This is a genomic window from Arabiibacter massiliensis, from assembly GCF_902386925.1.
Classification (GTDB): Bacteria; Actinomycetota; Coriobacteriia; order Coriobacteriales; family Eggerthellaceae; genus Arabiibacter; species Arabiibacter massiliensis.
Genome location: NZ_LR698996.1, coordinates 2,063,199 through 2,087,764 on the forward strand (window position 1 = coordinate 2,063,199; position 24,566 = coordinate 2,087,764).

Here is a 24,566-nt window from a genome sequence, read left to right on the forward strand (position 1 = left end):
CCTTAACCCTCCCGTGATTGAAGCGTCAGCCCCGGATTGCCAAATCTGCTGCATCCACGGAGGCGAAGTGGCAGGATTTTTCGGCTGTGGCAGCGCGCGCCGGGCGGCGCGTTATGCGCGGGAGGCCTTCTCGTAGGTCTCGATAACCTGTTTCAGCAGGTTAGAGGCGAATTTGCGGACGTCGTAGCCCTCTGAGATGGCGGCCACGGCCGCGCCGTCCACCACGGTGCCCACCATGCGCGGCGGCATGTCGATGCCAGCCTGCGCCAGGATGCGCCCGATGGCGGCGTCGAGCGACACGCGGCCCTTCTGGTACGCCTCGGTGACCACGTCGGACTCGGCTGCGGCGATGAGCTGGGCGTAATGCGCGGACGGCACCACCGACTCGTCGGGAAGGCACGCGCGGATGAGCATGTCCACCACGCTGGCCCGGCACTCCTCGGGCGAGAGCGCCTCGGCCGCCGAGGCCGCCTTCTCGGCGCGCTCGGCCCACAGCTGGATGTTGTAGCGGCCCGCCTCGTGGAGAAGCTGCGTGACGGAGTCGAAGTAGTACCCCACCGACGAAGAAGCCGCCCCGGCCCACTTGGCCACCTTGCGGTACGTGACCGCCTTCGGCCCCTGCTCGCGCAGCAACGCGGCGGCGGCAAGCACCAGCGACGTGCGCGTGATCTGCGCTTTCAACGATTTCGGCGTCTGCGATGTTTCGGCCATCCCCATCTCCTCTTCCGGACCGCACAAGCACCCGATACAACGCCGCCCCTCGGGTCGAGGGGCGGCGCGCAAAAACCAAATCCTCGTCCGAAGCGATTATACCTCGGAGAGGTCCTTGCCCGTGTGCTCGTGCGACAGGATCATCGCAACCAGCGCGAGCACGGCGATGAACACCATGTAGAACGCCGGGGCGATGTCGTTGCCCGTCACGTCGATAAGCCAGAACGAGATGAACGACGCCGACCCGCCGAAGATGGCGTTCGCCAGGTTGAAGCTCAGCGCGAAGCCGGAATAGCGGACGTCGGTGGGGAACGTCTCGGTGAGGTAGCTGGACAGCGTGCCGTCGTTGATGGTGAGGATGAGGCACATCACCAGCTCCACCAGCAGGATGACCCAGAAGTTCAGCGTGCCGAGCAGCATGAACGCCGGGATGGTGCACACGATGAACCCGACGCAGGCGATGATGAGCATCTTCTTGCGGCCGAAGCGGTCGGAGATGCGCCCGGACAGGAAGATGAAGCCGATGTACACCACCAGCACGATGGTGGTGATGATGGAGGCCGCGCTCGGGTCGTAGTTGAGCGTGGTCTCAAGGTAGTTGGGCAGGTACGTGAGCACCGCGTAGAAGCCCACTGCGTTCAGCACGCAAGCGCCGAACGAGATGACGAGCACCTTGAGGTGCTTCTTGAACAGCGTGCGGATGGGATGCTGCACCTTGTCGCCCTGCGCCTTGAGGTTCTCCTGCATCTTCTCGTACACCGGGGAATCCTCAAGATGCGTACGGATGTAGTGCGTGATGTAGCCGAGCGGGCCGGCCAGCAAGAACGGGATGCGCCAGCCCCAATCGACCACGAAGGCCGAATCGGCGCCCCACGTGTTGAACATGAACGTGGCGAACAGCGAGCCTACCAGCAGGCCCGTTGCCGTAGAGGCGGGCACCATCGAGCAGTAGAAGCCGCGGTGGTTCTTCGGCGCGTACTCCGCGATGAACGTGGCGGCGCCGGCGTACTCGCCCGAGGCCGAGAAGCTCTGCACCATGCGCAGCAACAGCAGCAGTATCGGCGCGCCCACGCCGATGATGGCGTAGCCGGGCAGAAGGCCGATGCAGAACGTCGCCCCGCTCATGAGCAGGATGGAGATGGAAAGGGTCCATTTGCGGCCCTTCTTGTCGCCCATGTTCCCCCAGAAAATGGCGCCGATCGGGCGCACGAGGAACGAGAGCGCGAACACGGCGAACGTGCTCATGACGGCGACCAGGCGATCCTCGCCCGGGAAGAACACGATCGCGATGACCGTGGCCAGATACGAATAGCTCGCGTAATCGAACCACTCGATGAAGTTACCCAAGAACGAAGAGAATGTCACCTTCTTCAGCGTGCGGTGCTTCTCTTCCTCAGAAATAGCCAGTGTTGCAGCAGAACTCGGTTCCATGTTAGCGTTTTGTTCCATGGTAATCCCCTAAGAAATTGACGGCTTCGTTACGTGCGAACGCGCGCCGTTGGCGTGTATGTTCCTCCAAGGAAACCCCCTAGCAATTGGGTATACGCCTATCGTTAAGGTAATGATACCCTAAAAAGCCCTCATCAATGACAAGTTGTTACTTTCTGGAAATGCCCGTGAACGGGAAGGAGCCCGTCGTTGCAGCGCAACGGGCTCCTTTCCCAATGTCGGATCAGTAGTCCTCGAGCATGTCCACCTGCGCCTTGCTCGCACGCAGGATGAAGTTGCGCTTCGCCTTCTGGCCGCCCTGCGCCAGCTTGCGCAGGATGACGCGCTTGAGGCGCGGGTAGTCGTTCATGCCGTACCAGGCGAACGCCGTGCCGCCCACGTAGCACTCGACGATGCTGTGCACCGGCAGGCTCGCGTCGCGCTTGGCGTCGAGCGCCAGGTACTCGCTGATCTCATCCCCGCAGAGGTCGCGGATGACCTCGGCGCTGATCTCGAGGTCGCTCGCCAGCTGCTTGAGCTGGTACTCCACCTCGGCGTCGTCGGCATGCGGGAAGTACGTCACATCGTAGGTGACCGCCCCCACGCCGTTGGCCTTGGCGAACCCGAGCAGCCCGTCCAGCGAGATCATCTGCACATGGTCCTCGGTGCGCTCCGCGATGTCCAGCTCGGCGGCGAATCCGTCGATGCCGCTCGCGGCGAAAACGCCCTTGAGCTCTTCCTCGCTCTTCGCAGCCTCAAGATCCACGATGGTAGCAATGTGGGTCAGATTGCTTGTGATCTTCATATGCCACACCTTCCTATTCTGGCGTCGTGACTACCGCAGGTCCTCCTTGGCCGCCTCTTCTTCAAGCTTGGCGGCAAGGTTCTCGCTGATCTCCTCGCGCTGCTTCTGCTTGCGGCCGGCGACCATGCCCCTGACAGACGGGATAGCGCCGCCGCCGATGATGAGGATGCCGCCCAGGATGGTGTTGATGGTCAGAGCCTCGCCGAACACGACCAGGCCGGTGAAGATGGCCACGGGAACTTCCCAGTACGCGATGGTGCCGTAGTCGGCGGCCGGCAGGTTACGGCCGGCAACCAGCAGGAAGCCGAGGGCGATGGGGCCGCAGATGATCCACAGCAGCACCGCGCCGATCCAGTTGAACGTGGTGAAGTGCACGTTGAGGGCCCAGTTCTCCATGCCCGGGTTCGCGCCGAGGGAGTTCAGGATGACGGTGATGATGCCGGCGCCCAGCACGGCGAAGATGAAGTTCCACACGCCACGGGCGGTGGTGTCGGCATCCTTGCGGTAGCCGTTGAAGAACATCGAAGCGCCGTAGAAGAAGCCGGAAGCGAGGCCGAACGCGTCGCCGAGGCCCTTCTGCGGGAATTCAGGCGTCGAGGGCACGAGGTTGAAGTCGAAGCCGAACGCCTGGCCGCCCACGCCGAAGCCGAGCAGACCCTCGCCGAACATCATGCCGATGAACACCGCGACGAGGCAGATCCACTGCAGCGGCGACATGGGTTCCTTGCGGAAGATGCGCGCCATCAATACGCAGATGACGGGGCCGATGTAGATGAACAGCACCGCGTTGGACACGGTGGTCAGCAGCGTGGACGTCACGTAGCACGCCAGCGACATGCCGATCATCAAGCCGCCGAGCGCGATAGCCGGCGTGAGCTTGAGCTTCTTGAAGACGTGCACTTTCTTCGTTGCCACCATCAGCACGAGGAAGAACAGCACGCCCATGCCCATGCGGCCCACGGCCATGAGGGCGCCGATGGAATCGCCCGCGTTGAGGCCGTCGGCGCCGTCGAACATGTTGGTGCGCGTGGCCCAGCGGCTGAACAGGGGCACAAGGCCCATGCCCGTCGCGGAGATCAGCATTGCGATGGTGCCCCAGCCGAGCTTCATCTCGTAGCCCTCGGAGCCGTCCTTCCCGTTGCCGAGCTTCTTGTTGTCGTTGTTGTCTGCCATTGGTCCTCCTTAAACCAGTAGCAAAAATGAATTCCCCATCTTCTCCCTGTCCCCGTCATGGGAGGCTGAATGTGAGATAAAGCGTCTCCTCTTCGGTCCCGCATGACCGAAACACATACGCAATGGTTGTCGATTGGGATTGAAAAGGGGATCCGGAATGCTCCTGCAAACCGAATCCCCTTTCTTAAATCGTAGTGACGCTTGCCTTAGAAGACGAGTTGGTCAAGCAGCGATTAGTCGTTCCACATCTCCGGGCGCACCAGGGTGTCGTCCTTGACGCGGTTCGGGAAGTAGTCGAGGCAGTCGCCCTCGCGGTAGACGTCGGCCGTGGAGCAGTGCAGGCCGCCGCCGAACGGGTAGGCGTCGCGCAAATCGCAGGGGATGACGTTCATGCCGAGCTGGTCCATCTGCTCCTGCTGGTTGACCTCGGAGGCCTCCACGATGACGGTCTTGGGGTCGAGCACCAGGCAGTTCATGGACAGCCACACCGAGCTGTAGCACAGCGCCGGCGGCTCGTCGTGGGCCGGCTGGGCGGCGTCGACGACCTGCCAGTCGTTCGCCTCGAAGATGGCGAGCTGGCCCTCGGCCGGGTGGCGGTGCGGGTTGTTGATGATCAGGCCCGGGCGCAGCGGCACGAAGGTGGCGTCGATGTGGATCGGGTAGGGGTCGCCCGGGAAGTTCATCGCGTGGATGCGGTACTCGGGGTAGTAGCGCTGGAACCAGTCCATGGCCGTGCGGTTCGTGGTCAGGCCGTGCTGGATGAAGATGTCCTTGCCCATGCGCATGAGGTCGGCGGCGTCCCACATCGGCTCGACCTCGGTGGTCACGAAGTCCTTGTTGGCCGTGCGGACGAGGCGCTCCTCGAGGGTGATCTTCTCATCGTAGTAGTTGTGCTTGTAGGAGGCGTCGGTGAGGCGCGGGCGGGGGGCCTGGGTCCACAGGAAGTCCGGGTCCTCGTCGAAGTACTGCTTCATGAGCGGCCAGTAGGCCAAATACTCGAAGTAGCGGCAGCGGAAGGAGTTCGCGCTCGCCATGATCTCGTTGCCGACGGTGAGCAGGATGTCGCGGGGCGGCATGCAGGTCATCATGGAGTCGTTGCGGAAGTCGGGCGTGCCGATGGCCTGGTTCCACTGGAGCGGGGTCGGGCGGTCGACGACCACGCCGTGGTCCTCGCAGATCTTCACGAGGTTCTCGAGGCACTCGTTGCCGCGCTCGACGGTCTTGGCGGGACGGAGGCCCCACATGCCGCGCATCTCGGAGTCGACGGGCACCTTCTCGGAGGTCGCGGGCTCCTCGGGCGGGATCATCGAGTTGTCGCAGCGGCCGACGATGACGCGCTTCAGCGGATCCCAGTCGTTCCAAGAGTTGACTATCTTCGCCATGACAGTCTCCTTTCTTTGGCAGCGCATCGGGCGCTACCGGTTGGGTGGCACAACTACATACTGCAGCTTTACCCGGCGAGAACGCCGCGGCTGCAGGAGTACTTTGGAGACTGATGCATGTGCGCTCCTCGGAATCCTACCGTGGCATGTCCTGCCAGATTTGCCGATGACGCAGTTATACCACCTTTTTTGTTCACCTGCAACATGAAATTCACGAAGAGTTTTGACCAAACCGTTCCCTTGAATTAAGCAAGTGCACAAAATTATTGGACGGGGCGTTTTGCTGCATTCTGCATAAAATTGCACGATATTGGATATTCGCGACGATGCATTCTCTCGCTTCGCATCATGACCGAATCAATCCGCAAACTCATGCATGAGGTTTCACAAGGGAAACGTGCAACAAAGTCGATCTAGATGCACAACGAGAGGAATCAAACCCCTGTCACCGACTCGTGAAAAAACACAATTCGCCGGGAGCGGCAAGGCGGCCGGGACGCGCGCCGCGCGGTGGCGGTCAGCCGTCGCGGCGGCTCGTCTTCGCGGCGCGCTTGTCGGCGTACATGCTCGCATCGGCCGCGCGGATGAGGGAGTCGTAGTCGCCGCCGTCGGCGGGATAGGCGGCCATGCCCACGCTCGCGCCGATCTCGCAGGTGCGCTCCCCCACGGCGATCGGCTCATCAAGCGCCCCGCGCAGCTTATCCGCGAACCGCCGCGCCCCTTCGGCATCGAGCCCGCCCGCCGCCGCGACGAACTCGTCGCCGCCGATGCGCGCCAGGTCGCCCACCCCGTCGCACACGGCACGGAACCGCTCGGCCACCTGCACGAGCAGCTCGTCGCCGAGCTTGTGGCCCAGGGTGTCGTTCACGTTCTTGAAACCGTTCAGGTCGAGGTAGAACAGCACAAAGGGCTCGCGGACGTCGGCACAGCGACGCTCCATCTCGTCGCCGAACCAGCGGCGGTTGTGCAGACCGGTGAGCTCGTCGGTGGTGGCCAGCTCGTGCAAGAAGCGCCGCTTGTTGCGCGACTGCCACACCACGACCGCCACCAGCACGCTGATGATCAGGCCCGCAAAGCTCGTCCACAGCAGCAGGGCCCAGTCGATCCACCCGTCCTTCGGGGCCAGCCGCAGCGTCCAGTCGTGGTTCGGCACGTGCACGGCGTACTCCACGGCGTCGGCGCCCGGCGGGGTGGACGACGCGGCGATGAGCACCTTGTCGCCCTGCGCCGAGGACGTGGACAGCTCGTAGTCGAGCCCGGCGGCCTCAACCTGGCTGAGCACGATGGGGTCGAGCGCGGCCGGCAGGTCGAGCACGATGACCGCGAATCCCCAGAACTCCTCGTCGCCGTTCTCGTCGGTCATGAAGATGGGGTTGCGCGCCACCAGCCCGAGGCCGCCCTGCCGAAGCTCGTAGGGGCCCGAGAGGGTGATCTGCCGCGTTTCCAGAGCCAGCAGCGCGTCGTCGCGGCGGTCGGGCTGCTCGAAGATGTTTCCGCCGATGGTGGGCTCGTTGCCCTCCACGGGGTACACGTAGCGCACCGTGCCGCCGGGCAGGTACTGGATGGCGCGGATGCCGACGCCGTCGCTGAGCGATTTCGCCAGGTCGTTGAACGTCTCCTCCGACAGCTCGCCGCGCTCGGCGATGATCAGGGACTCCATGACGTCCGTCTTGTGGAACAGGCTGTCCAGCAGCGACTCGATGCGCGCGCTGTACACCTCGTCGATGCGCAGCGCCTGCTCCCGGCGATAGGACATGTCGTCCTGCATGAAGTAGCCCACCACGAGCGCGCTCACCACAAGGCCGGCCAGCAGCGCCACGAGGTGCAGAGGGAAGGTGTGCGGCGCCCCGCGCCTGCTGCTCGACCCGCCCATGCGAACCCCCCTCCCCCCCGCCTGCCTCTCATACACATCTCCGCGCCACCACGGCGCGGTTCGCGCGCTGCAGCGAGAAGAAGCTCTTAGAGCCCAGCTTGCCGTCCTCGAGCGGCTCCCACAGCCGGACGAGCGTCACACGCCGCACATCTTCCGAACGCTAATAGTACCGATAGTACGCAGCGCAGCTGCCCTCGCTCGACACCATGCAGGGACCCACCGGGTTCTCCGGCGTGCACACGCGGCGGAACAGCGGGCACTCGCTCGGTGCCATGATACCGCGCAGCACGTCGCCGCAGCGGCAGCCTTTGGGATCCTGCGTGGGTTCAACCGACGGGTTAAAGCGGCGCACGGCGTCGAACTGCGCGTATGCGTCGCGGATGCGGTAGCCGGAGCCGGGTATCTCGCCCAGGCCGCGCCAGAGGGCGGGGCACGTCTCGAACACCTCGTCGATGGCGGCCATCGCCACGGGGTTGCCCTCGGGCATGACGCCGCGCGCGTAGGCGATCTCGATCTCGGCGCGGCCCTCATGCAGCTGGCGCATGATCATGGCGATGCCCTGCAGCACGTCCACTGGCTCGAAGCCCGTGATGACGCCGGGGATACCATACTTCTCGGCCAGGAAGCGGTACGGCTCGGCGCCGATGATGGTGCTCACGTGGCCGGGCAGGATGAGCGCGTCCACTTCGAGGTTCGGGTCGTTGACGATGGCCTCCAGCGCGCCGGGCATGTTCTTGTGCGCGCCGAACACGCTGAAGTTTTCAAGGCCGGCCGCAGCCGCGCGTTTGATGGCCATGGCCACGAGCGGCGTGGTGGTCTCGAAGCCCACGCCCACGAACACGATCTCGCGGTCGGGGTGCTGCTCGGCCAGGCGCAGCGCGTCGAGCGGCGAGTAGACGATCTGCACGTTGCGGCCCGCCGCCTGCTCTTTGAGGAGGCTGGACGTGGAACCGGGCACGCGGGTCATGTCGCCGAACGTGGCGATGGTGACGTTTGGCACGCGCGCGAGGGCGATGACGGTGTCGATGTCGCGGTTCGACGTAACGCACACGGGGCAGCCGGGGCCTGACGCCAGGCGCGTACCCTCGGGCATGAGGTTGCGGATGCCGTTGCGCGCGATGGCCATGGTATGCGTGCCGCAGACTTCCATGAGCGTGGCGCCGGCGGCGGGCGCGAGCTTCTGGATGGATTCGACCAGGCCGCGCGCGAGTTTCGGATCCTTGAACGCGGCCAGCTCGGCTTCCATCGCGGCGGCGTGGGTGCTCATAAGGGCACCTCTTCGCCGGCCAGCTCCGGGAACTGCTTGATGAGGTCGATGGTTTCCTGGGCGTAGTCGGCGTCCACCACCTCGATGGCGAAACCGGCGTGCACCAGGACGAAATCGCCCACGGAGGCATGTGGCGTGAGGTCGACGGCGATGTCGCGCGTGACGCCGAGGATGTCGACCGTCGCCAGGCTACCGTCTTTAAGCTCGGTGATCTGCGCGGGTATGGCTAGGCACATGGCTGCTCTCCTTCTTCGTTGTTCGAAGCCCATGCTACCACAGCTTGGCCGAACGAGATGCAGCCGTCGTTGGGCGGCAAATCGCGGTTGACGGCCACGGTGAAGCCGGCGGCCTCGAGCGCTGCCAGCGCGTGCTCGATCAGGTAGCGGTTCATGAAGACGCCGCCGGAGAGGGCGACCGTAGCGATGTCGTACATGCCGCGCACGAGCTCGGCCGCCATGACGATGGCTTGCACGAACGCGTCGTGGAAGCGCCGCGCGATGGTCGCGGTGGGCACGCCGGCCGCCTTGTCGTCGAGCAGCGCCTTGAACGTAGGCGCCGCGTCGAAGAGCACGACCGACGTGTCCTGCGCCGTGCTTGTTGCCGTGGCCGTGTTCTTGACGACCGCGATGGCATAGCGCTCGGCCGAATTGTCATCCTGAGCGGAGGCGACGTAGTCGCCGGAGTCGAAGGATCCCGTGCGGGCCGTCAGGCCATTGGCGTTTTCAGCTGGCGCCGCGGGGGATCCTTCGACTCGCTTCGCTCGCTCAGGATGACAGGGGGGGCGCTGCGCTCGCTCAGGATGACAACCTGCGGCTTCCAGCAGGATGGCGGGCTCGCCTTCGTATTTCGGCTCGGTGCACACGCCCAGGAGGGCGCTTGCGGCGTCGAAGAGGCGGCCGACCGACGAGGTCATAGGCGTGTTCAGGCCGCGATCGATCATCTGCTCGCACACGGCCGCCTGCTCGTTGAGGGTCGCCAGCGCATCGGCCGCGCCGGGGTGTTCCAGCAGGTCGAAGGCCCACAGCACGCCGTAGGCCATGCGCAGCGGGTGCTTCACCGCCGCCGCGCCGCCGGGCATGGGCACGTAGGCGAAGTTCGCGAACCGCTCGAACGCGCGCAGGTTGCTCAGCAGCACCTCGCCGCCCCAGATGGCGCCGTCCTCGCCGAAGCCCGTGCCGTCGAACGCGATGCCGCACACGGGACCGGGCAGGTTGTGCTCCCCCATCACGGCCACGATGTGCGCGTGGTGATGCTGCACCTCGACAAGCGGCAGGCCGCACGCGCGGCTCTCGTCGTGCGCCCACTTCGACGCGAGGTACTCGGGATGCTTGTCGCAGGCCAGGCGGTCGGGCTTGATCTCGAACAGCGTCTCGTAGCGGTCCTTCGCCGTGAGCCACGCGTCGTAGGTCTCCGCGTTCTCCATGTCGCCGATGTGCTGCGACACGAACGCTTCCGCGTCGCGCGTGAGCGTGAACGTGTTCTTCTGCTCCGGGCCCACGGCCAGGATGGACGCGGTGCCTTCGCTCGCGGGCATCGCCAGCGGCAAGGGCGCGTAGCCGCGGGCGCGGCGGATGAACTGCACGGCGTCGCCCGCGCTGCCGGCCTTGACGATGCGCACCACCGAGTCGTCGTAGCGCGCGCGAATAGCGCGGTCGTGGCCCAGGATGGCGTCGGCCACGGCGAACAGCTTCTCGCAAGCGTCCTCGTCGTCGGTGACGATGGGCTCGTCATGGATGTTCCCCGAGGTCATGACGAGCAGAGGGATGTGACAATTGCCCCGTCCCTTTGTCACATCGGCGAAGTCGGCCAGCAGGAGGTGTTGCAGGGGGGTGTAGGGGAGCATGACGCCGAGCTCGGGAAGCTCGTCGGCCAACCCCGGCGCGAAGGCGGCGTCCGGGCGCTTCTTCAGCAGCACGATGGGGCGCTGGGAGCCCTCCAGCACGGCAGCTTCCGCGTCGTTCACCTCGCACACCTGCCGCACGTCGTCGGTCGAGGCGGCCATCACCGCGAACGCTTTGCCCTCGCGGCGCTTGCGGGCGCGCAAAAGCGCCACGGCGTCGGGGTTGTTCGCGTCGCACACCAGGTGGAAGCCGCCGAGGCCCTTCACCGCCAGGATCTTCCCCGCCGCCAAAAGCTCCACGGCGCGCGCGAGGATGGCGTCGCTCTCCTCGAGCGTGTTTCCCCACGTCACCGGCCCGTGCGGTGCAGCGATGTCGCCGCCTTCGTGCTCGCGCCAGCTCAGGTGCGGACCGCACTCGAAGCAGGCGTCGGGCTGCGCGTGGAAGCGGCGGTCGAGCGGGTCGCCGTACTCGCGGGCGCAGCGCTCGCACATGGGGAAGTCCTTCATCGAGGTGCTCTTGCGGTCGTAGGGCAGCTTCTCGATGATGGTGAAGCGCGGCCCGCAGTTCGTGCAGTTGATGAACGGGTAGCGGTAGCGCCTATCGTTGGGGTTGAACAGCTCGCGCACGCAGTCGTCGCACGTGGCCAGGTCGGGCGACACAAGCGTGGTCTTCTCCACCGCGCCGGCGTCCGAGAATCGGATCTCGAAGGAGTCGAAGTCCTCCAGCGGCACCTCTTTGAGGTCGATCTCCTCCACGCGCGAGGCAGCCGGCGGGTTCTCGGAAAGCTCCAGCACGAACTCGTCCAGCAGCTTGCCCTCGGCCTCCGCGTGGATGAACACGCCGTCGGTGGCGTTCAGCACCCAGCCGTTCACCAGGTATTTCTTCGCCAGCCGGTACACGAAGGGGCGGAAGCCCACCCCTTGCACGATGCCCTTCACCTGTATGTCGAGCGCTTCGATCATCTCGCCGCCTCCGCTTCAATCCAAGAGGGCGGCCCCGGCCGGCCGCCCTCGATGTTTCACGTGAAACACTCGTTCGCGTTGGACGCCCTTACCTCGCCGGCGCCTCGAGCTCCTCCAAGATGCCCATGATCACCTCGGCCAGCTCGCGCAGCGTCACGCCCGAGTTGTCGGGCAGGTGCAGGTGCACGCAGCGACGGCCGCGATCGGCCAGCGTCACGAGGTCGCCCGAGGCCTGCGCCTTCGCGAGCGACCCCAGGCTCTCGGCCTCCTGCCCCAGCGGGATATCCTTCAGCTCGTCGGCCGACAGGATGAGGAACACGCCGCAGTTCGGGCCGCCCTTGTGCAGCTGCCCGGTGGAATGCAGGTAGCGGGGCCCCACTTCCAGGCAGGATACCACGCCGCGTTTGTCGGCCACGCCGTGGCGGATGGTCTCGAGCGCCTCGCGCCGGCCCTCGCCGGTGAACGGCAGAAACGCGTTCAGCGCGAAGAAATCGCCCGGCTGGATGCTGCCCAGCAGCGCCCGCAGCGCCCCGCGCACGTCGGTGCAGTCCTTGAAGCACGGCGACAGGCGCACCTCCACCTCGCCCATGTGCACGTCGTCGATGAAATCCTGCACGAAATCCGGCTCGGGCTGGCCGTCCTTGAGGATGTCGAGCACGACGGCTTTCGCGGAGGCCACGTCGGGCTGGTCGAACGGGCAGATCTTCATGAGGTAGCCGCACATGGCGATGGCGTACTCCCACATGATGAAATGCTCGGCCAGCTCCTCCACCGAGTCGATCCTGAAGTTGGCGCGCGGGATGGTGGGGTCGATGTAGGACAGGCTCATCTCGAAGTTCTTGCGCTCGTCCCAGAGGTCCGTGCGCGTCTGGTACATGATGACGCTGCGGTCGCCCGGGTCCTTCGTGAGCAGCAGCGAGTCGATCTCGATGTTGGGCAGGATGCCCTGTCCCTCCTTGCCCAGGCTCTCGGCCACCAGCTGCTCGATCCACAGGCCCAGCACGCGGCCGCGCTTGGGCGTGAGGAACGAGAACTTATTGCGTCCGTGCAGGTAGTTGTCGTACAGGAAGGCGGCCAGGCCGATGGCGGGGTTGTCGATGGCGTCCTCGGCGCAGCGGCGCTCGGCCTCCACGGCATGGCTCATGAAGTCCTCGAGGTCGATGCCCACGAGCGCGGCCGGCAGCAGGCCGAACACGGACAGCGCCGAGAAGCGCCCGCCCACGGACGGCTCCCCGGAGAACACGGCGGCCCAGCCCTCCTCGCGCGCCTGGCGCTCCAGCTCCGAGCCGGGATCGGTGACGGCCACCAGATGCCCCACCAACTCCTCCTCGGGCATGCGGTCGGCCACCGCGTCGCGCACGGCGCGCAGGGCCAGGCGCGGCTCGATGGTGCCGCCGCTCTTCGACGAGATGATGAACAGCGTGGTCTCGGGCTTTGCCTCGGCCAGGATGGCGCGCATGCGCACGGGCGAGTCGGAGTCGAGCGTTTTGAAGGAGATCTTCGACGAGTCGGGCTTGTTGTACTTCGTGATGGTCATGGGCGCCTGCGTGGAGCCGCCCTGGCCGATGAGCACCACGGTCTTGAGCCCCTGGGCGATGATGGAGTTCGCGAAGCTCTGGATCTTGTCCAGCGGATAAGGCGGATTGCTGGCGAGGTCCGTCCACCCCATGTACCGCTCGGCGCAGGCGCGCGCCTCGTCCGTGAAGCTGTAGAGGCTCGCGTCCCGGTCGTGGAGACGGCTGGCGACGCACTCTTTCACGAGCGTCTTGGCGGAAGGATACAGTTTTTCCATATCACCAGACAGCATGGGCACCTTCTTTCTGCGTAATTCTCCCCATTCTAGCAAACGACGCGGAAAGCGGCTCGCCTTGTTTGGCGTTGTGATGGAGATGTGAACGAGATGTGCATCCGGGCCCTCAGTTACGCAATGGAAACGATGGAAGCATGCGGGAGGCGGATCTTCGCTCCGAAAACACGCCTCGTGCGCTGAGGCGTGTTTTCGGAGCGAAGATCGTGCGCGACAGGGGGACATGACGCGCGCTGTCCTGCTTGTCGATAATAATTCCAAATTAACAGTATTTCACTGTTGATTCTTCTTTCTTATTGATATATAGTATCGATATCAAAACGAGCCACTGAGGAGGGCTCGTCAAGAAACCATAGGGAGGAATCGCACATGTCTGAAATCTCGAGGCGCAATCTGCTCAAAGGCGCGGCCGTCGGCGCCGCTTCGCTTTCCACGCTCGGCATCCTTGCCGCCTGCGCGGCCCCGGAGGAGCCCAAGGCAGCCGCCGAGCCCGCCGCTGACGACGCCGCCAAGGCCGACGGCGCTTCCAGCGAGTACGTGGCCGAGGTGCTTGAGCCCACGGCGATGCCCGATGCCGGAACCGCGAGCAACTTCAACATCATGTACGACAGCAAGACCGCCGTGGGCACCACCTACGAGAACCTGATGTCCGCCATCACGGGCGAGACCGGCGCCACCACGAAGTACGAGGCGTTCTCCAAGGTTGCCGAAAAAGAAGGCTTCGACGTGCTGGCGCGCCTGTTCCAGTGCACCGCCGACGCCGAGAAGATCCACATCGGCCTGGAGTACGACCTGGCCAAGGAGATCGACCCCGCCACCGAGAAGCCCGAGCCGCCGACGGTCGAGGAGCACGAGAGCGACATCAACCTGATCAGCGGCGCGAACGGCGAGATCTACGAGACGTCCGACATGTACCCCTCCTTCATCAAGAAGGCGCAGGAGGAAGGCAACAACAAGGCCGTGCAGGTGTTCACCCGCGCGAAGCTGGCCGAGGCCTACCACGCGAAGCTGTACATGGACGCGTACACCACCATCGACACCCCGTTCGACGGCAAGTACTACCTGTGCCCCATCTGCGGCTACATCCACAAGGGCGAGAACTTCACCGCCTGCCCCATCTGCCTGGCCCCGAAGAGCTCCTTCAAGGCCTACTAAACCAAGCCATCCCCCTCTCGCATGGCGGCTTCCCGGTACTGCATCCCGGGGAGCCGCCTTTTTTCGCGCGCGAAGCGGGCCCCGCTGCGGAAGTGGCAAGGATTTGCGGCTGTGGCACGGATCGGACGGAAATCGGGCGGCACGGACGCGCGGGCACCGGTGTTTCCCCAGGTCGCGAAATTCGCGAACGCGCCGCGCATGCCACAGCCGAAAAATCCTGCCACTTCCACGCGGGATGTCATCCTGAGCGAGCGAAGCGAGTCGAAGGATCCCGTGCGGCGTGAGCTGGGAGTTTCTCGGCTGACGCCGCAGGGGATCCTTCGACTCCGCGCTGCGCGCTCCGCTCAGGATGACATCCCGCGTGGAAGTGGCAGGATTTTTCGGCTGTTGGGAACCTCGCTGCTCGCTGCGAGAATCCTCACCGGCCGCGTCGAAGGTTCTCGGGCACGGCGCGCACCGGCTTCGCCGCGCTTGTGTCCCCCACGGGGCTCGCTAGCCGCCGCTCGAAGATATTGAACTCGTTGATCACCTCGGGCACTTCGAACGTCCGGTTACGCTTTTGGCTTCCGATGGGCTTTACGATGCCCGATTCTGCACAGCGTTCGATCGCCGCCGTGGTGGCGCTCGTCGCGCGCCCAATCGAGGCGACCGCCGACTTTACCGTGAACACCGGCATGCCTACCAGCTCTTCCAGCAGAAGGTCGAGCGCTGAGTTCTTGCGCACGGCACCCAGACGCTCGCGCCATGCAGCCTGCAAGACGTCGGCGCTTTGTTCGAAACGCTCGGCCTCCTCGCATGAAGCGAGGCATGCGCCGGCAAAGAACGAGACCCATTCGTTGATTCCGTCGCGAACAGCCACTTCGCCCTCTGAATCGGTGTAGCGAAAACCCGTGAGGCCTTGCACGTAGCTCTCCGAATGCGTCGCAAGAACGAGGGACACCGGCGGCACGAGACGGGGTGCCAGGCCCCGACGCCTCAGGACGAGATGGATGAGAGCGCGCCCGGTTCGCCCATTGCCGTCAACGAAAGGATGGATAGATTCAAACTGGGCATGGACAAGCGCAGCCTGCACGATGGGTGAAACGACCCGATCATTACAATACTGCGCAAGATCATCGAGCAAGCCTTCCACATGCTGAGGCGCCGGAGGAACATAATCAGCCGAGAGGGGATTGTACGAATTGCCGCCGACCCAGTTTTGACGATCTCTCAGCTTGCCTCCGTACCGATCGATGCGCGTACCTGCGCAAAGAGCCCGGTGAATCGCGAGTATCGTGTCGACGGTGATCGTCTCGTCAGCCTCGGCCGCCGCGAGGGCGTCCTGCATGGCGTGGATATTGCCAACGACTTCGGCTGCGGATTCATCATGACGGAACGCGGTGCGGTCGCCAAGGTTCATCTCCGCTTTAAGAAGCCGTCTCGTCCCAATCGACAGGCCTTCGATGTACGACGAGGACACCGCCTCCGCGCGCAGAAGAAGCCGCGCGATTCCCTCCGAGCTGCGAAGCGCGCGCACTCGTTCGTTCAGCGCGGCGATCGCCTGCTCGGCTCGACCCACGTCTCCCACCACATCGGGCTCAAGCGCCACGCCCATGTTCTTCAGCATCCCAGGAAGGTAGTAGAAGTACGCACCGCTTTGCCGCTCGCGCCGCGTTCTTCCCATGCCTTCGCTTATCCAAAACTCTCGATGCAATGTGCCCATGAACCGCCTCCTTATTTCAGGTTTTACTTTAACCTGAAATAAGGAAAGGTGAGCCTTCATAAAGCTGAAATACAGTTTCTCCTTATTTCAGGTTGTATCATAACCTGAAATAAGGAAGATGAGTCTTGCGTAAAGTGGCAGGAATTTGCGGCTGTGGCACGGATCGGGCGGAAATCGGGCGGCACGGACGCGCGGGCGCCGGTGTTTCCCCAGGTCGCGAAATTCGCGAACTCGCCGCGCGTGCCACAGCCGAAAAATCCTGCCACTTCCACGCGGGATGTCATCCTGAGCGAGCGAAGCGAGTCGAAGGATCCCGTGCGGCGTGAGCTGGAAGTTTCTCGGCTGACGCCGCAGGGGATCCTTCGACTCCGCGCTGCGCGCTCCGCTCAGGATGACAAAGGGGGATGGCTGCGCGCTCCGCTCAGGATGACAAAGGGGGATGGCTGCGCGCTCCGCTCAGGATGACAAAGGGGGATGGCTGCGCGCTGCGCTCAGACAGGGGGAGGGCATCTTCGTCGCTGCGCGCAGGATGACAAAGGGGGCTCGGGGGCATCAAAAAGGGGCCGCTTGGAGGCGGCCCCGGGAGGGTTATCGGTTGGGCCGCGGTTACTTCGCGGCGACCTTGGTGAACATGCCGTCTTGGACGGTCACCTCGATGACCACGGTCTTGTCGTCAGGGGACTCCTCCCACGAGCGCGCGTACTTCAGCGTGATGGACGCGTCGCCCGAGCCGTTCGCCTTGTAGCCGAACATGTGCACGCCGCCCGCTCCGGCCACCGCGTCCTTGCCGGCCTCGTCCATCGCGCCGCCCTCTTCGACGTACTCGTCCATGTCCTGCGTCACCGTCGAGCCCGTGATCTCGCTGGTCCACTCGTACCCGGTGGTCGCGTTGCCGTCGAGCATCACTATCATGTCGCCCTGGGAGTACAGCAGCTCGCCGCCGTCGAACTGAACCGTGGCCTCGTCGTCGGCCGGAACCACTCCCTCCCGGCCGCCCTGCGCGGGCGAGCCGCATGCCGCGAGGACGCCGACGAGCGCCGCCAGGCACGCCCCGATCAACGTGAGCTTCAGAATCTTCTTCATAGCGTCGCCTCTCCTTCGGTCGCACCTTGCGTATAGGGTTCTTCCAAAGTGACGGTCACGGTTGCCCCGCGATCGACGTTCGTTCCCGCCACGATGCTCTGAGCCACGACGTAGCCGTCCTCATTGCCGGTGAACTTGCAAACCAGGCCCGCACTCGCCAGGACGTCCTGGGCTTGCGGCAGCGAAAGCGTCGCCAGATCGGGCACCGGCACCTGCTCCTTAGGAGACGGCGCGGGGCCCTTCGACACGAGAAGCGTCACCGTGGTGCCTTTGACGCACTGGATCTTCGGATTGGGGTTCTGGCTGGACACGGTGCCCGCAGCCGCGCTCGCATGGTACGCCTCCACCACGTCCACGTTGAACCCGGCGTCTGTCAGCGCCGCCACGGCCGCGTCGCGCGCCTTGCCGATGACGGACGGCACGGCCGCCACCTCCTTGCCGAGCGCCACGGTGAAGCTGACCGTGGTGCCCGCGTCGGCCTTCGTCCCGGCGGCGACGGACTGCGAGAATATCCTGCCGGGATCGACGTCGCCCTTGTACACGGGATCCTCCGCCTTGGAGACGAGCTTTGCCTTCGCCAGCGCGTCCTCGGCCTGGGTCTGGGTCATGCCGGTCAGATCGGGCACCGCCACCTGCTCGGGGGGCTTCTGCACGCCCTTCGACACGACGAGGTCGATGGAGGTTCCCGCAGCCACCTCGGTCTTGACGTCGGGGGTCTGCTTCACCACCATGCCGGCGGCCACCGTCTCGCTCTCCTCCTCGGTGACTGCGCCCACCTTGAAGCCCGCGTCGGCCACCACGCGCTGCGCGTCGTCCTTCGTCATGCCCACGACGTTCGGCACGGCCTTCTTGTCGTCCTGCTTCTTCTCGGGCTGCTTCGGCTCGGTTTTCTTCTGCTCGGTCTGGCCGCTCTCCTTTTTGGCCACCTCGCCGCTGCAGCTGCACCCGACCAATCCGGCCGTCAGGCAGCATGCCAGCACCGCCGCGCACCCGACTGCCATGAAACGCTTCCGCATGGTTGTCATCATCGAGGCCTCCTTTCGCGTTCACCATACTCGGGCTTGCATATCAAACCTACACCAAACACGCGAGCTGAGAGCGATCGGGGGAAATCAAGCCTCCAACGCACCGCGCCGGAAGCGAAAAGGGAGCTGCATCAAAAGTCCCGCCACGTCGGTTCTCTGTCCTTGCCGATGGGACGCGATCGCCCCGCAGGTGGCAGCAAGGGCAGAGCCCTTGCCCTACGGGACGATGAGCGGGCGGGGCGCGCCTTACAGGCCGAGCGCCTTCTTGAGCGCGGAGACGCGGCGGCGCGACACGGGGATCTTCTCTTCGGCGCCGTTCAGCGTGAGCAGCAGCGTGCCGCCCGACACCGATTCGATCTCCTCAACCATGGACAGGTTCACCAGATAGCCACGGTGCACGCGGAAGAACCCGTGGCCGTCCAGGCGCTTCTCCAGCTGGGCCAGGCTCACCGTGGAGAAGTAGCGGTCGGTGTCCGTTTGCAGATAGGCGTAGTCGTCGCGCGCCATGACGAAGCGGATCTTGTCGATGCCGATGAGGATCTTCTTGCCGCCCTTCTCGACGGGGATGCGCTCGGACTTCTGCGCCTGCACGTGCAGCGACACATGCTCGCGCACGCGGGAGATGGCCTGCGCCAGGCGCTCCGTCTCCACCGGCTTCACCAAGTAGTCGATGGCGCTCACCTTGAACGCCTCGAGCGCGAACTCGCTGTACGCCGTGACGAACACCACGGCCGGCGGGAACTTGAGGTGCTGTAGCGCCTCGGCCAGCTGCAGGCCCGTGGCCTCGGGCATATTGACGTCCAGGAACATGACGTCGCAGGGGTATTCCTTGAGCTTTTCGATGGCCTCGCGCACGCTGGCCGCCTCGGCCACCACCTCGGTCTGGCCCAGCTCGTCGAGCAAGAACTTCAGTTCAGAACGCGCGGGAGCTTCGTCATCAACGATCATGGCCTTCAACACGTGGACCTCCTAGCCTCTGAACCCCTTGGTGGAATCGAGCGTCTTCTCTCAGGTGCCATTATAAATCAAGGCGGCCGGAATCAGCGGAAAAGACGGAATATCGGAAATTACCATGACTGTTCGCCGGTTACCGGTCGCCGCGCGGGCGCGCCGTACGCCGGCTGCGGAAAGGAAAAGCCGAGCGCCGCGGGGGTGCGCGACGCTCGGCGGGAGGGTCCTTCTACGCGGATGCGTTACTTCTGCTGGCTCTTGCGGCGCAGGGCGGCGCCGGCCAGAAGCGCGATGCCGGAGGCGCCGGCCACGGCTGCCAGCGGAGCGGCGTCAAGCGGGTCGCCGGTCTTGGCGATCTTGGAATCGTTGCCGCCATTGCCGCCATTGCCGCCGTTGCCGCCGGTGCCGGTCTTGGCCACCGTGAAGTCCACGGAGGCGCTGCGGTCGCCGGAGTAGGCGAGCTTGAGCGTGTGCTTGCCCACCGACAGCGTGTCGAGGAAGGCGGCCTTCAGCGTGATGACCGTCGAGCCGGACTTCGCGTCGTAGTTGGAGGGCACCACCGTCTTGCCGTCCACGAGCACGCGCTGGAGGTCGGCGAGCGGAAGCGAGCAGGTGAACGTGAGCGTGCCGCCCGCGCCCACCACGTGCGTGCCGTTGCCGCCCACGGTGATGTCGGGCTTGACGGCCTCGCCGGTCACCGTGACCGTGGTGTTGCCGGTGAACTCGTTGATCTCGTAGGTGTAGGCGTTGCCGTTCTGACTGGCCAGCTTGACCTTCGCGTTGTCGGCGGTGACCACCGGTGCGGAGGTGACGGTCTTGTTGGAGTCGAAGGTGACGGTGAGCACGGAGACGGAGTCGGGGCCGAGGCCGTCGGTCGGGGACAGGCGGGCCGTGCCGCCCTTGAGGCCGGCCTTGTCGAGCGTGGCGGACCAGGCGTCCACGGCCTCGCCGGCCACGGTGACGGTGGCGTTCTTCGTGAACGTGGAGATGGTGCCCACGTAGGCGCCGTCGGCCGGGCGCTTCTGCAGGGGGTACTTGACGGCGGCGCCGTCCAGGGTCATCGTGGGCGCGGCATCGAAGCGCTTGCCCGCGGCGGGCTTGATGGTGACGTTCACCGGGTCGTCGGCCTTGATGTCGGAGGTCTTGGAGAGCTCGGCGGTTGCGCCCTTGAGGCCGGTGGTGTTAACGGTGGCGGTGAAGACGGGATCCTTGGCCTCACCGGTCACCGTGATGGTGACGGGTCCGGTCGGGTTGTCGATCTCGCCGGAGTAGCAGCCGTCGGCGTCGACCCACGCGAGCTCCTTGAGAACGTGCGCGCCCTCGACCGTCATGACGGGGTCATCGATAAACACCTTGCCCTCGTCGGCCGTGACGGTAATCTCAACGAACTCGCTGGCCGCGATATCGTCGAAGTCGGTAACGGCGGTCGCGTTCTTGAGGTCGCCTGCGACGAGCGTGACGGGGTACCTGGTAATTGAGGGGGTGCCGAGGAGGGTCAGCTGGTACTTATCGACGGGAACCCTAGGCTCGGCTTGCCATTGGGCGTAAGTTGCACCGCCGCTCTCTATGCTCCGAATGTCGTAGGGATATCCGGAACCCGTGCGCTCATCGGTGGCGATAACCGCGCCGTCCTTGTCTTTGTAGATAATCTTTTCCAAAGGTCGGCCGCCGCCATCAATCGTATCGTCTGCGACAAGAACTTGGTGCCAGCCCATCTCGTCCATGTTATAATTTGCGGCCCAGGCCTTAGTCATGGGGATCAGCGACAGCGCCAAGACCGCCGCTAAAATCAGCGCACCCCCCCCCCTGAGCGATTTCGTCATTGTTCTCAGCATCCTTCTTTCTCCTTCCGTCGGGCGAATCCGCCGTATCTCTCACAAAACTATTGCAACCACGTCATGGTAATGAGCGCACTACACCAGCTCTGCTTCATAAAGGGGCGCAAAAGGAGGGATTCTGAGTTTTTTCGGCACGAGCGGCCGAAATCCGGGGGGAAGGACGCAGCGGCGCCGGGCCGGCGGCATGAAAAAGCCGAGCGCCGCGGGGGTTCGCGACGCTCGGCGGGAGGGTCCTGCTCTGCGGCCGAGCTACTTCTGCTGGGCCTTCTTGCGCAGGGCGACGGCGCCGGCCAGAAGCGCGATGCCGGCGACACCCGCAAGCGGGGCGGCGCTCAGCGGATCGCCGGTCTTGGCGATCTTGGAGCCGTCGTTCTTGTCGTCGGTGGGCAGGGGCTTGGCCTTGGCCACCGTGAAGTCGAGGGAGGCCGCGCGGTCGCCCGTGTAGGAGAGCTTGATGGTGTGCTTGCCCTCGGCGAGCGTGTCCAGGTAGGCGGCCTTCAGCGTGACGATGGTGCTGCCGGACTTGGCGTCGTAGTTGGCCTTGTCGAGCTCCTTGCCGTCCACGAACACCTTGATCAGGTCCTCCAGCGGCAGCGAGCAGGTGAACGTGAGCGTGCCGCCCGCGCCCACCACATGGGTGCCGTTGCCGGTGACCTTGATGACAGGCTTGTCGGCGGCCGTGGCCTCGCCGGTCACCGTGATGTTGGAGTTGCCCGAGAAGCCGGTGATGGCGCAGGTGTAGGATCCGTCGGCCTTCTTCGTGGGGGTTCCGACCGTGGCGTTGGTCGCGCCGATGCCGGGCGCGGAAGCGAAGGCCTTGCCCGCCTCGGGCGTGACGGTAACGGTGACCGTGTCATTCGCCTTGATGTCCGTGCTCTTGCTCAGGGAAGCCGAGGCGCCCTTGAGGCCGGAGGTGATGAGCGTGGCGGTGTAGGCGGGATCCTTGGCCTCTCCGGTCACCGTGATGGTGACGGGTCCGGTGGGGTTGTCGATCTTGCCGGAGTAGCAGCTGTCGGCCTCGACCCACGCGAGTTGCTTATAAACGTGCGCATTGGTGGCCTCCATGCGGGGAGGATCGGTGAACACCTTGCCCTGGGCGGGCGTGACGGTAACCTCAACGAGCTCATTGGTCGCGATATCGTCGAAATCGGTGAGTGCGGTCGCGTTCTTGAGGTTGGCCGTATTGAGCGTCACGGGGTACCTGGCCGCTTCGGCAACGCCGGAGACAATGACAGTGGTGTTCCTCGTGAACGCGGAGAGCTGGCAGGTGTAGGTGCCGTTCTCGCCAGGCTCAACCGCGCCCGCAGTGAAACCGTCGGGAATGACCCTGGGAGCCGAGTTGAACGCGTACCCCTCGTCGGGCGTGATGGTGAGCGTCACGACGTCAGTGGGGGCGATGTCCGAGGTCTTGTCGAGCGAGGCGCTCGCATTCTCAAGCTGGTCGGTGCGGACCTGGGCGGTGTAGGTGGCAGACGCCGCTCCCGTGATGGTGAAGACGGTGCCGGCAGGGCAAGTCTCAAAGATTGAAGCTTCGTACTTGTTGGGATCGCTGCGACTCGGCTTCGCCTGCTCGAAATAGACACCGGTCGACTGGTTATGAGCCAAAGTCGGCGGGGTCGTCCACGAACAACCGGGCTTGAGCGTGATCGTGATCTTGTCCCACTGATCAGATTGATTGTCGGCGACTGAAACTTCGAAACCAGCATCATGATCATAGGTCAAAGTATAGTTTCCAGCCCAGGCCTTAGTTACGGGGATCAGCGACAGCGCCAAGACCGCCGCTAAAATCAGCGCACCCCCCCCCCTGAGCGATTTCGTCATTGTTTTCAGCATCCTCGTTCTCTCCTTCCATCCGGCTCGGGCGAACAGTCGCCTTGCGCGCCGCCAAACCCACTCGTACAGTTTTGGTTGAACCTCTGCAATTGCCTCATGCTAGCAGGGGCACTACACCAGCACGGCATCAGCGCATATGGAGGAAAGATGGAGAACGTCCCGCGGCGCGCAGGTTGTCGCGATCGGCGCGCTGACAGACCGCGTCCCGATGTAGCGCGCGATCTTGTTGTCATCCTGAGCGAGCGAAGCCCTCTGCTTGTCATCCTGAGCGAGCGAAGCCCTCTGCTTGTCATCCTGAGCGAGCGAAGCGAGTCGAAGGATCCCCTGCGGCGCCAGCCGTGACGCTTCCAGCTGGCGCCGCGCGGGATCCTTCGACTACGCGCTGGCGCGCTCCGCTCAGGATGACAGAAGGGGCGCGCCGCTCCACACGGCTCCGCTCAGGATGACAAAGGGGATGCGCTGACGCGCTCCGCTCAGGATGACAAAGGGGATGCGCTGGCGCGCTCCGCTCAGGATGACAGAAGGGGCGCCCGCTCCCCTACCCTTGCGGGGCGTCGGTGAGGTAGCGGGTGCGGAGGGTTTCGCGCTGGGCGTCGGAAACGTGCAGCTGGTCGCGGACGTAGGCGTCCAGGCTGCTGTATTCGCGCTCGATGGCGTCGAAGGCGGCGTTCAGGAAGCGCGCATCGGCCGAGTTGATCACATGGATGCTGTCATCCAGCTTGCCAGCCAGGCCGAACGACGACAGGGCGTCCATGATGTTCTGCGTCTCGGACTTCACGTACTCGTTGGTGGCCAGGTAGTCGCGCTCGATGGCGTCCCGCGGCGCGCCCAGCGCGTGCAGCAGCAGGGCCGCCGCCAAGCCGGCGCGGTCCTTCCCGATGGTGCAGTGCCACAGCACGGCGCCCTCTTCGGCAGCCAGCACGTCGGCGAAGAACTGCGCGAACCCCTGCTGGCTCTGCTCGTCGAGCACCATGCGCTCGTAGACGTTCTCCATGATGCTGGCCGGATTCTTCTTCAGCGTGCGCAGCGCCTTGAGCGCCTGCATCATGCCGCCTTCGCGCGTGACGCCGAACGTGGAGGCGCTCAGCAGCGGCGCGTTGTCGAAGCGCACGCCGGGGAGGCGATCCTCGGGGTCGGGCTTCTCGCGGCGTTCCTCCTCGGTGCGCAGGTCGATGACCAGGCGCAGGCGGAAGTCGTCGGTGAGCGTGGCCAGGTCGCGGTCGGTGGCGCCGTGCAGCGCGCCGGAGCGGATGAGGCGCGCGTGCTTGACGAAACGGCCATCGGCAGCGGGGATGCCGCCCACGTCGCGCGTGTTCGGCAGGCCCTCCAGCACGATGCGGCCGCCGGGTTCGCGTTCGAGTTGCAGGGGGTTTGTCATAGCAGGCCTTTCGGGGAGGGGGGGGGGCTAGGGCGGTTGCGCGGAGGGGACGGTGTTGTGGAGGGGGTGGGGGGGGGGGGCGGGGGGGGGGTGGAGGTGTCGTGGTGGGGGGTGCGGCATGACGGTGCGGGGGGGTGGGGGGGGGGGGTTCGCTCGCTCAGGATGACGTAGCGCGTTTTCGCTGGCGCCGCGCGGGATCCTTCGACTCCGGCGCTTCGCGCCTCCGCTCAGGATGACAAGGGGGGAGCGCGCCGACGCAGCAGCCGCAAGGGAGCGTTGTACCGGGCGGGCAGCAGCCCGCCCCTACAAAGGGAGCGCGCCAGCGCGACACTGCCTTCGGTGCCGCGCGACG

Annotated in this window: 18 protein-coding genes; 1 reads left to right on the forward strand and 17 read right to left on the reverse strand. The window is 65.0% G+C overall.

The window, feature by feature from the left end; translation table 11 throughout:
* Positions 1-111: 111 nt before the first annotated feature.
* The 10 genes from FX134_RS08845 to FX134_RS08890 form a co-directional block, all read right to left on the reverse strand.
* The gene (locus FX134_RS08845) at positions 112-711 is read right to left on the reverse strand and encodes a TetR/AcrR family transcriptional regulator (RefSeq protein ID WP_080800609.1); all 600 of its coding nucleotides are present in this window, start codon (positions 709-711) and stop codon (positions 112-114) included.
* 96 nt (positions 712-807) lie between these two features.
* Complete coding sequence (locus FX134_RS08850; protein WP_232050887.1) at positions 808-2,160, reverse strand: MFS transporter; 1,353 nt, start codon at positions 2,158-2,160, stop codon at positions 808-810.
* 223 nt (positions 2,161-2,383) lie between these two features.
* Entirely contained in the window at positions 2,384-2,944 is a 561-nt protein-coding gene (locus tag FX134_RS08855; RefSeq protein WP_080800615.1) for a hypothetical protein, read from the reverse strand.
* A 30-nt stretch (positions 2,945-2,974) separates the two neighbouring features.
* Positions 2,975-4,117: a DMT family transporter gene (locus tag FX134_RS08860; RefSeq protein WP_080800618.1), complete on the reverse strand. Its 1,143-nt coding sequence runs from the start codon at positions 4,115-4,117 to the stop codon at positions 2,975-2,977.
* 233 nt (positions 4,118-4,350) lie between these two features.
* On the reverse strand, positions 4,351-5,499 hold the full coding sequence (locus tag FX134_RS08865) for a serine/threonine protein kinase (RefSeq protein WP_080800623.1): 1,149 nt from the start codon (positions 5,497-5,499) through the stop codon (positions 4,351-4,353).
* 517 nt (positions 5,500-6,016) lie between these two features.
* Entirely contained in the window at positions 6,017-7,372 is a 1,356-nt protein-coding gene (locus tag FX134_RS08870; protein ID WP_080800626.1) for a diguanylate cyclase domain-containing protein, read from the reverse strand.
* A gap of 160 nt (positions 7,373-7,532) precedes the next feature.
* Positions 7,533-8,639, reverse strand: a complete 1,107-nt coding sequence (hypD, locus tag FX134_RS08875; protein WP_080800630.1) for a hydrogenase formation protein HypD — start codon at positions 8,637-8,639, stop codon at positions 7,533-7,535.
* A complete protein-coding gene (locus FX134_RS08880) occupies positions 8,636-8,875 on the reverse strand; it encodes a HypC/HybG/HupF family hydrogenase formation chaperone (protein ID WP_080800634.1) in 240 nt (79 codons plus the stop codon). Before FX134_RS08880 ends, hypD begins: the two co-directional genes overlap by 4 nt.
* A complete protein-coding gene (hypF, locus tag FX134_RS08885; RefSeq protein ID WP_080800636.1) occupies positions 8,866-11,442 on the reverse strand; it encodes a carbamoyltransferase HypF in 2,577 nt (858 codons plus the stop codon). Before hypF ends, FX134_RS08880 begins: the two co-directional genes overlap by 10 nt.
* Positions 11,443-11,530: 88 nt before the next feature.
* Positions 11,531-13,249, reverse strand: coding sequence for a glucose-6-phosphate isomerase (locus FX134_RS08890; protein WP_080800639.1), 1,719 nt, complete (start codon positions 13,247-13,249; stop codon positions 11,531-11,533).
* Positions 13,250-13,618: 369 nt separating this feature from the next.
* On the opposite strand from FX134_RS08890, the gene ngr reads away from it, so the two are divergent.
* The gene (gene ngr, locus FX134_RS08895; RefSeq protein ID WP_080800642.1) at positions 13,619-14,404 is read left to right on the forward strand and encodes a nigerythrin; all 786 of its coding nucleotides are present in this window, start codon (positions 13,619-13,621) and stop codon (positions 14,402-14,404) included.
* A 418-nt stretch (positions 14,405-14,822) separates the two neighbouring features.
* On the opposite strand, the gene FX134_RS08900 is transcribed toward ngr, so the two are convergent.
* The 7 genes from FX134_RS08900 to FX134_RS08935 form a co-directional block, all read right to left on the reverse strand.
* Positions 14,823-16,106, reverse strand: coding sequence for a Fic family protein (locus FX134_RS08900; RefSeq protein ID WP_172623439.1), 1,284 nt, complete (start codon positions 16,104-16,106; stop codon positions 14,823-14,825).
* 606 nt (positions 16,107-16,712) lie between these two features.
* Positions 16,713-17,189 (reverse strand): protease inhibitor I42 family protein, encoded by a 477-nt coding sequence (locus tag FX134_RS08910; RefSeq protein WP_080800648.1) that lies wholly within the window; start codon positions 17,187-17,189, stop codon positions 16,713-16,715.
* On the reverse strand, positions 17,186-18,217 hold the full coding sequence (locus tag FX134_RS08915) for a PASTA domain-containing protein (RefSeq protein ID WP_080800650.1): 1,032 nt from the start codon (positions 18,215-18,217) through the stop codon (positions 17,186-17,188). Before FX134_RS08915 ends, FX134_RS08910 begins: the two co-directional genes overlap by 4 nt.
* Before the next feature lie 243 nt (positions 18,218-18,460).
* A complete protein-coding gene (locus FX134_RS08920; RefSeq protein WP_080800653.1) occupies positions 18,461-19,174 on the reverse strand; it encodes a LytR/AlgR family response regulator transcription factor in 714 nt (237 codons plus the stop codon).
* 233 nt (positions 19,175-19,407) lie between these two features.
* Positions 19,408-20,823: a hypothetical protein gene (locus FX134_RS08925; RefSeq protein ID WP_080800656.1), complete on the reverse strand. Its 1,416-nt coding sequence runs from the start codon at positions 20,821-20,823 to the stop codon at positions 19,408-19,410.
* Positions 20,824-21,252: 429 nt separating this feature from the next.
* Positions 21,253-22,608, reverse strand: coding sequence for a hypothetical protein (locus tag FX134_RS08930; RefSeq protein WP_080800658.1), 1,356 nt, complete (start codon positions 22,606-22,608; stop codon positions 21,253-21,255).
* Positions 22,609-23,374: 766 nt separating this feature from the next.
* On the reverse strand, positions 23,375-24,214 hold the full coding sequence (locus tag FX134_RS08935; protein WP_080800662.1) for a tyrosine-protein phosphatase: 840 nt from the start codon (positions 24,212-24,214) through the stop codon (positions 23,375-23,377).
* Positions 24,215-24,566 lie beyond the last annotated feature (352 nt).